14 protein-coding genes are annotated in these 14,340 nt (G+C 63.2%); 9 read left to right on the top strand and 5 right to left on the bottom strand.

Translation table 11 applies throughout. The features are described from left to right. The first annotated feature begins 34 nt into the window (after nt 1–34). Nucleotides 35–1,000: a Bug family tripartite tricarboxylate transporter substrate binding protein gene (locus AC6I9R_RS08205; protein ID WP_461425084.1), complete on the top strand. Its 966-nt coding sequence runs from the start codon at nt 35–37 to the stop codon at nt 998–1,000. 57 nt (nt 1,001–1,057) lie between these two features. Next, nucleotides 1,058–1,807 carry a maleate cis-trans isomerase family protein gene (locus tag AC6I9R_RS08200; RefSeq protein WP_461425083.1) on the top strand — a complete coding sequence of 250 codons (750 nt, stop codon included), beginning with the start codon at nt 1,058–1,060 and terminating at the stop codon, nt 1,805–1,807. Nucleotides 1,808–1,814: 7 nt separating this feature from the next. Here the strand turns inward: AC6I9R_RS08200 and AC6I9R_RS08195 are convergent, their stop codons facing one another. Continuing rightward, the gene (locus tag AC6I9R_RS08195; protein WP_461425082.1) at nt 1,815–2,861 is read right to left on the bottom strand and encodes an Ldh family oxidoreductase; all 1,047 of its coding nucleotides are present in this window, start codon (nt 2,859–2,861) and stop codon (nt 1,815–1,817) included. Nucleotides 2,862–2,892: 31 nt separating this feature from the next. Between AC6I9R_RS08195 and AC6I9R_RS08190 the strand changes: the two genes are divergently transcribed. The 5 genes from AC6I9R_RS08190 (at nt 2,893) to AC6I9R_RS08170 (ending at nt 7,044) form a co-directional block, all read left to right on the top strand. Further along, entirely contained in the window at nt 2,893–3,309 is a 417-nt protein-coding gene (locus tag AC6I9R_RS08190; protein ID WP_461425081.1) for a cupin domain-containing protein, read from the top strand. A 163-nt stretch (nt 3,310–3,472) separates the two neighbouring features. Next, nucleotides 3,473–4,141 (top strand): FadR/GntR family transcriptional regulator, encoded by a 669-nt coding sequence (locus tag AC6I9R_RS08185; protein WP_461425080.1) that lies wholly within the window; start codon nt 3,473–3,475, stop codon nt 4,139–4,141. 104 nt (nt 4,142–4,245) lie between these two features. Beyond that, nucleotides 4,246–5,331, top strand: coding sequence for a Gfo/Idh/MocA family protein (locus AC6I9R_RS08180; RefSeq protein WP_461425079.1), 1,086 nt, complete (start codon nt 4,246–4,248; stop codon nt 5,329–5,331). Further along, nucleotides 5,328–6,188: an NAD(P)-dependent oxidoreductase gene (locus AC6I9R_RS08175; RefSeq protein ID WP_461425078.1), complete on the top strand. Its 861-nt coding sequence runs from the start codon at nt 5,328–5,330 to the stop codon at nt 6,186–6,188. Before AC6I9R_RS08180 ends, AC6I9R_RS08175 begins: the two co-directional genes overlap by 4 nt. Then, nucleotides 6,181–7,044: an NAD(P)-dependent oxidoreductase gene (locus tag AC6I9R_RS08170; protein WP_461425077.1), complete on the top strand. Its 864-nt coding sequence runs from the start codon at nt 6,181–6,183 to the stop codon at nt 7,042–7,044. The genes AC6I9R_RS08175 and AC6I9R_RS08170 overlap by 8 nt, the downstream gene beginning before the upstream one ends. On the opposite strand, the gene AC6I9R_RS08165 is transcribed toward AC6I9R_RS08170, so the two are convergent. Genes AC6I9R_RS08165 through AC6I9R_RS08155 form a run of 3 tightly spaced genes read right to left on the bottom strand, consistent with a single transcriptional unit; the run spans nt 7,041 to nt 9,592 of the window. Next, nucleotides 7,041–7,502: a cupin domain-containing protein gene (locus AC6I9R_RS08165; protein ID WP_461425076.1), complete on the bottom strand. Its 462-nt coding sequence runs from the start codon at nt 7,500–7,502 to the stop codon at nt 7,041–7,043. The genes AC6I9R_RS08170 and AC6I9R_RS08165 overlap by 4 nt on opposite strands. A 9-nt stretch (nt 7,503–7,511) precedes the next feature. Continuing rightward, on the bottom strand, nt 7,512–8,423 hold the full coding sequence (locus AC6I9R_RS08160; RefSeq protein WP_461425075.1) for a dihydrodipicolinate synthase family protein: 912 nt from the start codon (nt 8,421–8,423) through the stop codon (nt 7,512–7,514). Beyond that, the gene (locus AC6I9R_RS08155) at nt 8,423–9,592 is read right to left on the bottom strand and encodes a zinc-dependent alcohol dehydrogenase (protein WP_461425074.1); all 1,170 of its coding nucleotides are present in this window, start codon (nt 9,590–9,592) and stop codon (nt 8,423–8,425) included. The genes AC6I9R_RS08160 and AC6I9R_RS08155 overlap by 1 nt, the downstream gene beginning before the upstream one ends. A 243-nt stretch (nt 9,593–9,835) precedes the next feature. Between AC6I9R_RS08155 and AC6I9R_RS08150 the strand changes: the two genes are divergently transcribed. Then, nucleotides 9,836–10,489: a carboxymuconolactone decarboxylase family protein gene (locus AC6I9R_RS08150; RefSeq protein WP_461425073.1), complete on the top strand. Its 654-nt coding sequence runs from the start codon at nt 9,836–9,838 to the stop codon at nt 10,487–10,489. A 110-nt stretch (nt 10,490–10,599) separates the two neighbouring features. Here the strand turns inward: AC6I9R_RS08150 and AC6I9R_RS08145 are convergent, their stop codons facing one another. Beyond that, complete coding sequence (locus AC6I9R_RS08145; RefSeq protein WP_461425072.1) at nt 10,600–12,207, bottom strand: alpha-amylase family glycosyl hydrolase; 1,608 nt, start codon at nt 12,205–12,207, stop codon at nt 10,600–10,602. A 227-nt stretch (nt 12,208–12,434) separates the two neighbouring features. Here AC6I9R_RS08145 and glgB point away from each other — a divergent pair, with 227 nt between their 5' ends. Next, a complete protein-coding gene (glgB, locus tag AC6I9R_RS08140; protein WP_461426595.1) occupies nt 12,435–14,336 on the top strand; it encodes a 1,4-alpha-glucan branching protein GlgB in 1,902 nt (633 codons plus the stop codon). The last annotated feature ends 4 nt before the right edge of the window (nt 14,337–14,340 follow it).

Raw genomic sequence — 14,340 nt, 5'->3', positions numbered from 1 at the left:
GGCGTGGCCTACCTAGCAACTAAGGGAGAGAAAGATGATCAAGAAACTGACCAAGAACTCGCTCGCCGCACTCGCCGTTACCGGCGCTGCCGTGGCGGCCACGGGCGCTGTGGCCCAGTCCTACCCGGAACGGCCCATCACCATGGTGATCCCACTTGGCGCCGGGGGCTCGCACGACCTGAACGCGCGGGTCATTACCTCGATCATTCCGACCTATCTGGAGCAAGCCATGATCGTGCGCCTGACACCGGGCGCAGGTGGGCAGATCGGCACGCAAGAAGTCGCGAACGCCCCCGCCGACGGCTACACGCTGCTGTTCACCCACAACTACATCGACCAGCTGCAACAGCACGTCGAGAACCTGCCCTATGACCCGTCGGAAGACTTTGTCACCGTAGCGCGGGTGAACTACGCACCCATCGCCGTCACCGTCCTGGCCGACAGCCCCTACCAGACAATGGATGACCTGATCGAGGCGTCCCGTGCCGATCCAGGCGGCATCCAGATGGCGCATTCGGGCAACTGGGGCGCGCTTTTCGTTCCCGCAGCCCAGATGATGCAAGCGCTGGATATCTCGTGGAACCTCGTGCCCTACCAGGGGGGCGGGCCCGCTTTCCAGGCGCTTCTGGCCGGTGACGCGGACGTCACCATGGGCTTCCCCTCCACCCTCGCCAGCCACCTTCAGGCCGGCACCGTGCGCGTCCTGGCGACCGCTGGCGCAGAGCGGATCTATGACGACGTCCCGACCTTTGGCGAAGTCGGCATTGAGGGCGACGTTGGCTTCATGCACCGCGTCGTGCTGGCCCCCGCTGGCACGCCCGACGATGTCGTCGCAACTCTGCGCGAGGCCTTCGTCGCCTTGGGCGAGGACCGGACCTTCACGCGGATGATGGGTCGTTTGGGGGAGAACATCGACATCATCACCGACGAATACGAAGGCATGCGGGCCGAGCAATCCTCGGCCTACGCGGTGCTGGTCGAAGATCTGACGTCCCAGTAAGGGACGCCTTTGGGGGGCGGCAGATCTGCCGCCCCTTTTCCTTTCCGGAGTGCTCTCATGCCTGATCGGTTCGGACCCCGTGGTGTCATCGCCGTGATGATCCCGCAGCAGAACTCCAACATGCAGCCCGAATACGAGGCCATGCGGCCTGCGGGCATCAACCACCAGATGTACCGGTTCGACATCTCCAAGCAAGATCGTGTCCCCGAGGAGATGATCCGCGCCCTGCCCCAGGCCGCCGGGTGCTGGCCCGATATGGTCGTCTGCTCAAACTCCGTCGAAATGCGCCATTGGTCGGTGGCGCGGCAAATTTGGTATCGGGAGGCCACGCGCGCCGCGATGCCCGGGGTGCCGATGGTCTGGGCGTCTGACGCCTGCGTTGCGGCCTTGCACAGCGTCGGCGCGCGCAAGATCGGCTTCATTTCCCCCATGTCAGACGCCTATTCGCAAAGCGTCCAGGACTACTATGCGGCCCACGGGATGGAGACGGTGACAGCCACCGCGTTACAGGTTAAAGCCTCTGCCGAGATCATCAAAGTGCCGGTGGACGCGATCCACGCAGCGTTTGAGGCAGTGAACGGTGCTGGCGTCGACACGTTCCTGCATGTGGGCGGCGCGTTGGGGATCGTGGATATGATCGATGATCTGGAAGCGCGTTTGGGAAAGCCCATCGTGTCCTCCAACGCCGCCACCTATTGGTATGCGCTGCGCCAGATGGGCATTGATGACCCGCTGGATCGCGGCGGGCGCCTCACGCGAATGCCATTGGCGCCAGAATTGCGGGACCCGACGGCCCTTGTTGTCTGACCGTAGCTTACAGGGGCGCGACGCCCAGGTCTTCAGCCAAGGCGTTCAATGTGCTGCGAAGTGCGTCGGGGATCAGAATGCCCCCCTTGGTGCGCGCCTGACGGACTTTTTCCAAGCGCTCGCCGGGCAAGCGCACCTCGTCCACGCCGGGCATTGTGGCCGAGGATTTCATCTGTCGCCACACCTCATCGATGTCCGCCTTGAAGGCCTCGGGGTCGGCAAAGGCGGCGATATCCAACGCCAGGATCATTTGTCCAGTGTTCGTCACCGTCTTGGCGTCCGCATTGAAATCCACGACATCGCGACCGAAGGCGGCGCCGTTCAAAACGCCCGCCAGGATGCCGAAGACCAGCGACAGCCCGTACCCTTTCGGCCCGCCGATGGGCAGCAGAAACCCCTCGGACGCGCGCGCGGGGTCGGTCAGCGGATCTCCGTTCCGGTCGATCATCCAGCCCTCGGGCATCGGTTCGCCACGCTGCGCGGCGGTCTTGACCTTGCCGTAGGCCGCAACCGTCGTGGCCATATCGAGCACGATGGGCGGGTAGTCCCTGGACGGCAGCGCCACGGCAATCGGGTTGGTCGACAACAGCATATCCGTCCCGCCCCAGGGCGGCATGTGGTTGGCGCTGCCGACCGCCAGATAAAGGCCAATCATGTTCTCGTGCGCGGGCATCATGGCGTAGAGCGAGGCGGGGCCTGCGTGGTTCGACATCCGCGCGCCGACCCAGGCGACGCCCGTCGTGCGCGCCTTCTCCATCGCCAGTTCAGTCGCATGGTGCATCACCAGATGGCCCATCGCGTTGTCCCCGTCGATCAGGGCGGTGGCCGTCCGCTCGGCCACCCGCGTGAAGTTGGGTCGCATATTCATGCCCCCTGCGCGGATGCGTTTGATATACATCGGCAGGCGGAACACGCCGTGGCCGTCCTGACCGATCAGGTCAGCCTCCGTCATCAACGTCGCGACCTTTTCGGCATCCTCGGAAGGCATGTCACAGGCCGCGAGGCAGCGGGCGATGAAGGCGTTCAGCGCGACGTGAGAAACAGGATCAGACATCAGAAACCTCGCTTAGCGAAAGGGAATTTCCATGGGGCATGACACCCAAACCGGCACGATTGTTACCTACGAGGGCATCACACCATTTGCGCGCGGCGACGGGGTGGAGACGCGACTGATGATCGGCAAGGGCGTCGATGATGCCGCGCCGTTCACCACCGGCACCACCACCTTTCCGGCGGGCTGCGCCGCGCCGCTGCATACCCATAATTGTGCCGAGCAGGTGACGATCCTGTCCGGCCACGCGGAAGCCATGGTCGGCGGCGACGTGCGCCAGCTCGGCCCCATGGACACCAGTTTCGTGCCCGCCGAGGTGCCCCACTATTTTCGCAACATCGGCGACGGCCCCCTGACCATCCTGTGGATCTACGCGGCCCGCGATGTGACGCGGACCTTCGTGGAAACCGGTGAAACGGTCGCGCATATGTCCCCCCGTGATCAAGTTTGAGCAATCGGCCAAATGGTTGACCAATAAGGATCTTTCATGACACGTTAACCTGAACTTAACCACTTATAGCCGGAAATTCGCGCGACGCATCCAGATAAACGGCCTGGAGGACTGCCAGCGTTTTCGCGGGGCCATTGGACAACCAATGCACGACAAGACCCTCATGAGACTGCGCACCTGGATCGCCGGGTCGGGCCTGGCGCGCGGCGGACGCCTGCCGCCCGAGCGCAGCTTGAGCGCGCAATTGGGCCTGACCCGGACCGAGCTTCGCAACGCCCTTCTGGTGCTTGAGACCGAGGGCATGTTGGAGCGTCACGTCGGGCGCGGCACCTTCCTTGCCAAGACCCTGCGCCCCTCGCGCGCCGGAAAGGGCATTGAGGCTGCCGTCGCTGATCTGTCCGAGAGTACCGGCCCGGTGGAAGCGATGACCGCGCGTCTGGTCCTGGAGCCGGAAATCGCCCAGATGGCCGCCCTCAACGCCACCCCTAAACAACTCCGCGCGCTGCGCGACATGGCGCAGGCCATGCGCGACGCGCCCACTTGGGACGCCTATGAAGCGCTGGACCACGACTTCCACAACGCCATCGCCGAGGCGGCGGGCAACGCCATGCTGCAAGCTCTGTTCGCGATCCTCAACGCGGTGCGCCAGGTCGTTGTCTGGCGCAAGCTGGCCACTGCCGACCGCGCGCCGGACCCCGATTACCACTCTTTCGCCGAACATGACGCGATCCTGGCCGCGCTGGAGGCCCGCGACGGCCCCGGCGCGGCAAGCGCCATGCGCGCGCATCTGGACGCGACGATGCAGGCACTGACCGCCGCACCAAGGCAATAGCCCGTGGGTTCAAAACTTCGCATAGGGTCTATCAGGAATGCTTGCTTGCTGGCAGGCCGTCAGGGTCCTTAAAATCAACGGAATTTTGAACGGGGGGAGTTTTCATGAGACAGGTAGAGGTGGCCGTGATCGGCACCGGATGGTGCGGCGGTATGCGCGCGGAATCCCTGGCGAAATCCGCCCTCGTGGACAAGCTGCACATCTGTGAGATCAAGCCCGAGCGTCTGGCCGAGGTGCGCGCGCTGACCAACCCCGCGACCGCCACGGACGACTACCAGGAGATCGTGCGCAAACCCGCGATTGAGGTCGTCTATATCTCCACCACGCCGGAGCCCACGCACTACCCTATTGCGCGCGATTGCCTGCGCGCGGGCAAGCATGTGCTGCTGGAAAAGCCCATCGCGATGGAGCTGGCCGAGGCCGACGACCTGATCAATATCGCCAACGAGCAGGGCGTGAAATTCACCATCGGCTATTCGCAGCGGTTCAACCCCAAGATCGCCTGGGCCAAGAAGAGCATCGCAGAAGGCAAGTTGGGTAAGATCGTCAACGTGATGGTCAGCCGCCACCTGTCGCGCTCGCTTGGGTCTCGTATCGCCGGGCGTACCAAGCTGTCTCCGGCGGCAATGGAATCCACCCACGATTTGGATTTCGTCTACTGGCTGCTCGATGCCAAGCCCACCAAGGTCTACAGCCAAGGCGCCTATGGCTACATGCAGGAGCTCAACGGATCGTATGATTGCATGTGGAGCACGGTGAACATGGACAACGGCACGCTGGTGGTGATCGGCGGCGGCTGGAACCTGCCCCCCGCCTACCCCAATTACTGCGGCACCTGGATCGAGATCACCGGGACCGAGGGCGCGCTGATCCTGGACGATACCTCGCGCGACAACTGGTATTCGACCGTGGAGGGCCACACGCAGTTCCCGCTGTCGACCATGCCGGGCGAGCACGTGGACCACATGTATGCGGGCCAGATGGGGCCCGAGACGCTGCATTTCCTGGAGTCGGTGCTGCTGGACCGGGATCCGCTTGTTTCCCCCGCCCACGCGCGGATGGTGATGGAGAGCTACCTGGCCGCAGATATCTCGGCCGAGACGGGAGATCCGGTAGACCTGCCGCTGTCCAACCACGCCATGGCGACCCTGGCTGACATGCTGGCGGCGCAGAACAGGGACAGCGCATGAGCCGCGTTGCGGTCATCGGCCTGGGCCAGATGGGCGGCGGGATCGCGCGCTGTCTGGACAAGGCAGGCGCGCTGCACGCGGCCCATGACAGCAAGCCGGACCAACGGCAGGTGGTGGGCCTGTCGGAGGGGGTGAGCGGCGCGATTGAAGAGGCCGACGTTTTGCTGTTTGTCACCCCGTCCACGGCGGAGGTGGCGGATGTTCTGTGCGGCATGGCGTTGCGTGAGGGGCAGGTTGTTGTGGACCTCACGACCTCTCACCCCGATGCCAGCACGGCTTTGGCAGCACAGATTTCTGAGCAAGGCGTGGCCTATGTCGACGCCGCCATGACGGGCGGGGCGGCGGGCGCGGATGCCGGGACGTTGACGCTGATGATGGGCGGCGACGCGGAAGTGATCGCGCGGATCGCGCCGACGTTGGATGTGATCTCGGGCCAGCGGTTCCACCTTGGCCCCGTTGGCGCGGGCCATGCGATGAAGTTGGTGCACAACCTGATCCTGCACAGCGCTTTCATGGCGACTTGCGAGGGGCTGACCCTGGCGCAAAAGGCCGGGCTGGATGTGGACCGCGCGGTGGAGGTGTTGAACGCGGGCAACGCCCGCAGCTTCGTCACCGAAGTCCGCTTCCCGCGGGACATTCTGGGGGGCGTGATGAATGGGCGGTCCCGGATTGCCAACCTGGAAAAGGATCTGGGGCTGGCACGGCAGTTCGCGGCAGCCCAGGGTGGGCCGTCTGTCTACACCGACCTGACCCACGACCTTCTGCATCGCGCGGTCGAAAATGGCGACGCGGAGACGGATTTCTCCTACCTTTTCCCGATGCTGGAAGGCCTCGCGAAAGCGCGCGCGGATGGCTGAGCCCATCGCGCGCATCGGCATCTTCGGCCTTGGGTTGATCGGCAGCGCGTTGGCCGGGCGGTTGCTTTCGGCGGGCTTTTCTGTGGCAGGCTATGACCCGGAGCCAGAGCGCGGCGCCGCGTTGAGCGCGCTTGGCGGAACAGCCGCCTCCGCGCGGGACGTATGGAAGGCTCAAGCCGTCTTCTCCTGCGTCTTCGACACCGACCAACTGGCCGCCTTGATCGCCGACGCTCCTGAAACCAACACGCTTCTGATCTCCATGAGCACCTGTGATCCGGAACGGATGGCAGACCTGTCGGACGCCGCTGAGGCCAAGGGTATCTCGCTTGTCGAAGCCCCAATTTCTGGCACCAGCAAGGCGCTGGCGGCGGGCGATGTGCTTCTTTTGGTGGCGGGGGATGAGGCGGCGATCCAACGCCTCGACCCCGTCTTTAACGCGCTCGCGCGGCAATACATCACCGTGGGCGACATCGGCAACGGCAACCGGGCGAAACTGGCGATCAACCTGGTGCTCGGCTTGCACCGCGCGGCGCTGGCCGAGGGGATGGTGTTCGCAGAGGCGCTGGGCCTTGAACCCGCCGATTTCCTGGCGATGGCGAAGGCCTCTGCCGCCTATTCCGCCGTGATGGACAGCAAAGGGCAGCTGATGGTGGACCGCGATTTCGCGCCGCAGGGCCGGATCGTGCAATCGGCCAAGGACTTCACCCTGATCCGCGACAGCGCCGCCGCGAAAGGTCAGGGCCTGCCGTTCACCGAGACCTATTTGGCGATGATGGAAGACGCCCTCGCCGCGGGCGAAGGCGATCTGGACAATTCGGCCGTCCTGCTGCCGATCGCGCGCACGCCCGCGTCTTAGGCGGGCTCCGCCAGCCGGAAGTGATCCGGGATCGGCAGCGGCGTGTTGGGGCCGTCGATGAATTCCACCGTGGTAAACACCAGCTCCGTGTCGCCGATGTTTTCGACGGAATGGACCATGTGGTCGCCCTCACCATAGTTGAAGTGCTTGGTCTCTCCGGCGTAATGCGCCACGTCCTTGATCGCACCGGACGAGAAGTAGCCCCGCGCCTTCCCGTCGACCAGCGAGGTCCAGAAGTAGCGGTTCACATGGCGGTGGAAGTTGCACCGCTTGCCCGGCGCGATGCGCAGATGCCAGACCCGTTCCCTATCCGTTTCTGATACAAGAATGGACCCAACGCAGCCGTTGTTCAGATCGCGCAGCATCTCGTCGTGCAGACCTTCGGGCCAATGGGCAAAGGCGCTGGGGTCCGGGTTGATCTCGACGTGATCGGGGCCGTGGGTCAGCGTGTCACTCATGTCATCCTCCTATGCGCGTGCAAGCGCCGCCAAATCATCCTTCAATGCGGCCTTCTGTTCATCCGACAACGGCACCAGCGGCGGCTGCATCCGCAGCCATCCATCATCACCCGACCGCCAGGCCTCTGCCGTTTTCATCGCCGCCATCAACGGGTACTTGCCCGCCGTGGCGCGGGCCGTTTTCACGATTTCCATCGCCGCATCGCGCGCCGGGCCTTCAGCCGCTGTTCGGGCCAGCTGCACCTTGGGCGCGGTGATGTTGGTGGAGCCCGAGATGATCCCGGCGGAGCCAATCGACAGACCGTCCCACAACATCGCCTCGGAGGACGGATAAACGTCAAAGTCCTGCGCCACGCCGCCAGTGGCCTCAATGAAGGCCCGCGATTGGTCGAAATCGCCGCTGCTGTCCTTTAGGCCCGCGATGATCGGGCCGAACTCGGCGCGCAGGCGCAGGACCAGATCTGTCGAGAACGGCACGGCGGACATCTGGGGAAAATGGTAAAGGAAGATCCGCAGATCATCGCGCCCGACTTGTTCGATCAGGCGGGCGTAATGGGCGAACAGACCGTCATCCGACGGCCCCTTGTAGTAGTAGGGCGGCAGGACCAGTGCGTTGAGATACCCTGCCTCGCACCCCGCCTTGGTCAGCGCCACACAGTCCGGCAAGGACGGCGCGCCGGTGCCGAAAATCACGCGATCCGCCTCGATGGCTGCCTCCGCGAAGGCGGCGGGCAGTTCCAGCCGGTCGGCCATGGCGCAGGAGGTGCCCTCGCCCGTCGTGCCCGTGGGCGCCACGCCGTCGCAGCCGCCGTCACTGAGCAGATGTTGGCAGTACGCGACCAGCTTGGCACGGTCGATGCGCCCGTTCTCATCGAAAGGTGTCACGGCGGCGGCGTAGATGCCGCGTCTGGCTTTGGTCATCAGGTCTTCCCTTTGGATTTCGCGCCACCCACGACGCCGGGCTGGTTCGACACCACGACCTTGATCGCGTCGTCAATCCGTTCGCGCGCATATTTCAGCGCGGTGGGCAGGTCGTCCATCGGAAATGTATGGGTGTGGATCAGACTGGCATCAAACGTCTTGTTCTCCATGAACGCCATCGCGCGGTGGGTGGCCGAGCGCCCCTCCCCCCGGATGCCATAGAGGTAGATGTTGTTGACTGCCAAAGCGCCGAGGTTGAATTCGACCGCGTTCTTCGGGAAAGCCGCGAGGCAGATCTTGCCGCCACGGTTGGTCATGGCGACGGATTGGTTCACCGTCGTCTCGGTGCCCGCGCAATCTACGACGTAGTCGGCGCCTTTGCCCGTCAGTTCCTTGACGCGGGCCACGACATCTTCGTTGCGCGCATCGATCACGTGGTCTGCGCCCAGTTGCTTGCCAATGGCGTTGCGGCTTTCGCGGGTGCCCACGAGGATCACAGGCGCGGCGCCAAGCGCCTTGGCCACGGCCACGGCCAGAAGGCCGATGGGACCCGGTCCGATCACCACCACGCTTTCGCCCGCGACCAGCCCGCCGAGTTCCGTCAGGCCGTACATGGAGGTGCCCGCCGTGACGACCAAAGTCGCCTCTTCATCGCTCATCGTGTCCGGCACGGGGATCAGCGTGTTGATGTTGTTCACCGCGTATTCCGCAAAACCGCCGTCGGTGGTGAAGCCGTTGGCGCGGTGGCCTTTATCCTGGTCGCCGTAGTTCAGCCCGTAGTTGTGGCAGGACGTATACATCCCCATCCGGCAGCGCTTGCACTGGCCGCATCCTGCGTGGATTTCCACCGTCACGCGGTCGCCGACGGCGAACTCGTCCACGCCAGGCCCGAGCGCCGCGACCGTGCCCATGTACTCATGGCCGGGGGTGTAATTCTTATTGAATGGCGGACCGCCCTCGATCAGGGCGGGGGTGCCGTAGGTCAGGATCTCCAGATCCGTGGCGCAGATGGCAACGGCGTCAATGCGCACCAGAACCTCGGCTTTGCCGGGCGTGGGCATCGGCTTTTCGGTCAGGGTCAACTCTTCTGGATCCCCCAAAACCCAGGCACGCATGGTCGCAGGCAGATCCGCACCGATCCCGCGCTGTTGTTGTGGGAAATCCTTCATGTGCCGCTCCTCCGGTACGTCAAATTGGTCGACCAATGCGCATTTGGATGCTAGGTCATGTCTGTAATATAGCGCCGTGATCGCCCTTTCAAACTCTTTCTAAGGTTCTATTGTCCCAAATTGGTTTACCAATATTGACGTCACCCTCCATCACCGAAACGCGTAGCCGTTATCAGGAACAATGGTTTCGACGCCTCGGCGCGGGCTGCTAGCGTCAGGGCCTTCAAAGGAGGGAAAACGCCAATGTCACAAAGATTGACGGGATTAAGCCATGACGATGCAACGGGCACCGCGAAACTTGTGTTTGAGGCCTCCGACAGGTTCCTGGGCCGCACGGCGAACCTCCAGCGCATCCTTGCCAAGCACAGCCCCTATCTGGCCCGCTGGTTCGGTGGCCTTGTGGCGGCTGTCCGGCAACCGGATCTGGGCGCCAGTTCCGAGCCGCGCCTGCGTGCGTTGGCCTGCATCAAGACCTCGATGACCAACGCCTGTTCGTATTGCACGGCCCATACGTCGGTCTTTGGGCAAGGCCTCGGCATCTCGGACCCCGAGTTGGAGGCGATGATGGACGACAGCTACAAGACCAGCCCGTTGTTCAATGATCGCGACCGCGCCGCCATCGCCTGGGCGGAGGCGATGACCAACAATACCGCGCAGCGCGATAAGGGCGTGTGGGAGGCGATGAAAGGCCAGTTCACCGAAGCCGAGATCGTCGAGATCTCGATGGCCAGTGCAATGTTCAACATGATCAACCGTTTGAACGACAGCTTTTGGACCGAACTGGAGACCGAGGACTACAATCGCAAGCAATGGGATGCCGTCGAAGGCCCCTCGATTGATGAAATCGAGGCCTACGCCGGGGGATTTGCCAAAGCGGGCGCTGCGGAGCGGGCGTAGAGGTACGGCTTCAAGGAGGATGTTGACGGCACTTGGGGGCGGTTGGCCTCCAACCCGCTCGCGGCGTTGGTGGCCTACCGGGCCTGGGAATGGCGCGGCAGCGCGCGGACCTAACCAGCGCTGACCGTGCCGGCACTCTCGACATAGGCAAAGCCATTGCCTGGCAACGACAGCGTGCCGCCGTCGATGGCGGCTGCCGATGGTCCAGTGAGGCGAGCGTCTGCCCCCACTGTCACCGCAATCGCGTCCGGCGACAGGTTGAAGATGCAGGTCAGCGGCGCGTCACCGGTACGGCGGAAGGCCAGAAGCGGTTCGGGCAGATTGAGGAACTCGGTCGCGCCATGGCTGAGCGCCGGGTTGGATTTGCGGAACGCGATCACGCCCTTGTAGAACGCGAGGATGCTGTCGGGGCCCTGTTGGTCCACGGCGTTCGCTGCCTGTGGCGCTTTGACCGGCAACCAGGGAGTGCTGTCCGAGAAGCCCGCGTTGGGTGCGTCCTTCTCCCACACCATCGGCGTGCGGCAGCCGTCGCGGCCTTTGACACCGGGCCAATAGCGGATGGCGGGGGGGTCAGTCAGCTCGTGGAATTCCATCTCGGTTTCCAGCTGTCCCAATTCCTCGCCCTGGTAGATGCCGATGGTGCCCTCGAACGCCATCAACATGGCGCAGGCCATGCGCGCAAGGGCGTCGTGGCTGACGGCGTGCTCTTCCCAGCGGCTGACATGGCGGGGCACGTCGTGGTTGGAGAATGACCAATACGGATGCCCGTCCGGCGCGCCTTGCTGGAACCCTTCAATGCAGTTGCGAAAGTGCTCTGCCGTGAAATCGGGGCCTAACATGGCGAAGCTGTAGGCCATGTGCAGACGGTCGGTGCCCTTGGTGTAATCACCCATGATCTTGATGGAGCGGCCGCCCATCTCCCCCACTTCACCGACCATCATGATATCGTCGTATTGATCCGTCAGCGCGCGCAGACGTTCCAGGAACGCGACATTCTCGGGCCGGGTCTTGTTGTAGATGTTGTCCTGCATCCCGTAGAGGTCCGTCGCCATGACCTGTGGCTTGGCCTGGGCAGGCGGGTTGGAGCGGAGTTTGGCGTCGTGGACATAGTAGTTGACCGTATCCAGGCGGAACCCGTCGAGGCCCCGGTCAAGCCAGAACTTGCACGTCTCCAGGATCGCGTCCTGCACATCGGGGTTGTGGAAGTTCAGGTCGGGCTGCGAGGCCAGGAAATTGTGCAGGTAATACTGCCCGCGCTGGGGGTCGAACTCCCACGCGGGGCCGCCGAAGTGGCTGTGCCAGTTGGTCGGCGGCGCGCCGTCGGGCAGCGGGTCGGCCCAGACATACCAATCGGCGAAAGGGTTGGTGCGATCAACGCGTGAGGCCTTAAACCAATCGTGCTGGTCTGAGGTGTGGGAGAGGACCTGATCGGTGATTACCTTCAACCCCAACCCGTGGGCCGTTTCGATCAGGTGGTCGAAATCATCCAGCGTGCCGAAAAGGGGATCGACGGCAAGGTAATCGGACACGTCATAACCCATATCCGCCTGCGGGCTTTTGAAGATCGGCGACAGCCAGATGCAATCCGCCCCCAGATCTGCAACATGGGGCAACCGCCGGGTGATGCCCTGCAAATCACCCACGCCATTGCCGGTGCTGTCCTGATAGGACCGGGGGTAGATCTGGTAGATCACCGCGTCGCGCCACCATTCGCTCATGTCGTCTTCCCCCGCATTTGCCACTTTTTGCTGGCATGAAATGTCTCGTCGGACCAAGCTGCGTGGGCTGGCCCAGATAATCAAGCAGACACCGAGTTTGCTTGCTATTTTGAGCCCGCAATGACAGAGCAGCCATGTTAGCGCTATCACAAACGCAAACACCGGCTGTTGAAGAGGGACAAATCGTGGCGAAAAAGACATCAAAAGCCTCGAAGGCAGATGCAAAGCTGCCGGAAACAGTGAAGCCCTCTGCGCCTGCAATCTCGGACCTGGACCACCATTTGATTGGCGAAGGGACGCATCGGCAGCTTTGGCGCGTGCTCGGCGCCCATGTCAAAAGCGGCGCCACCCATTTTGCTGTCTGGGCGCCCAACGCGCGGGCGATGTCGGTGATTGGTGATTTCAATCACTGGGACCCAAGCCAGGCACCGATGGAGAGAAGCGGTGCCAATGGGCTGTGGGAGGTCACATTGCCCGGTGTCGGCGACGGCGCCCTCTACAAATACCACATCGTCGATGCCCAGGGCGCGGTGCGGCTGAAGGCGGACCCGGTCGGCTTCGGGTCGCAACATCCGCCGGAACAAGCCTCCATCGTGCGTGACATTGCGGGTTACGGCTGGCGCGATGCGGAATGGATGACCGTGCGCGCAGCGGCAGCGGATCGAACCGCTCCGGTCTCGATCTATGAGGTCCACCTGGGATCATGGCGGCGCAAATGGGACGACGGTGGCAGGCCTTTGTCCTACAAGGAATTGGCAGAGGATCTGGTGGGATACGTGAAGCACATGGGCTTCACCCATATCGAGTTGATGCCCGTTTCTGAATACCCCTTCGACGGCTCCTGGGGCTACCAGCCCGTTGGCCTCTACGCGCCCACGATCCGTTTCGGCCCGCCCCATGAGTTCCGCGATTTCATTGATGCCGCCCATACCGCGGGCCTGGGCGTCTTGCTTGATTGGGTGCCGGGGCACTTCCCGACAGACGCCCATGGTTTGGCCACCTTTGACGGCACGCATTTGTACGAACACGCCGACCCGAAGGAGGGGTTCCATCAGGATTGGAACACCCTGATCTACAACTATGGCCGCACGGAAGTGCGCAACTACCTCGTGGCCAACGCCCTCTATTGGATGGAGGAGTATCATTTGGACGGGCTGCGCGTGGATGCCGTGGCCTCGATGCTCTACCGCGATTATTCCCGGGATGAAGGGCAGTGGATCCCCAACAAGGACGGCGGGCGCGAGAACCTGGAAGCCATCGCCTTCCTGCAAGAGATGAACACAGTTGTTTACGGCGCGGATGCCAGTGTGATGACAGTAGCCGAGGAAAGCACCAGCTTTCCCGGCGTGTCGCAGCCCGTCCATACGGGCGGCCTGGGGTTCGGCTACAAGTGGAACATGGGGTGGATGAACGACACGCTCAGCTACATGGAGTTGGACCCGATCTACCGTCAGCACCACCATGACGAAATGACCCGGCCTATTATGTGGCAGTTCACCGAGAACTTCATTCTGCCCATCAGCCACGACGAGGTGGTGCATGGCAAAGGCTCCATGCTGGAAAAGATGCCGGGCGACGCGGCCCAGAAGTTCGCCAACCTGCGCGCGTATTATGGCTACATGTGGATGCACCCGGGCAAGAAGCTGCTCTTCATGGGATGCGAGTTTGCGCAGCCCGAGGAATGGAGCCACGACGGCGACCTGAATTGGGACGCCGCCGACCAGCCACCCCATGCCGGCGTTCAAACCCTGATCCGCGACCTGAACAACCTCTATACCAGCACGCCCGCGCTCCATCTGGGCGATTGTGTGCCAGAGGGTTTTTCCTGGATCTGCAATGACCCGGCTCAATCGACGTTGGGGTTTGCGCGCTACGGCGGGCCTGACGACGCCCCCGTCGTGGTGATGTGCAATTTCACGCCTGTCGAGCGCACCGCGTTCCGCATTGGCGTGCCGGAGGCCGGGCAATGGGACGAAGTGCTCAACACCGACTCGGACGCCTACGGCGGCAGCAATATCGGCAATCTGGGCAGTGTCGCCACTGAAGGCATCCCCTGTGATGGGCATCCGCAATCCGTGGCACTGACATTGCCGCCGCTTTCGACGGTCGTTCTACGGCTCAACAAGTAATCAA

The organism is Gymnodinialimonas sp. (genome assembly GCF_059726805.1).
The sequence above is the reverse complement of the archived record's forward strand: the minus strand, read 5'-3'. Positions and strand labels throughout refer to the sequence as shown.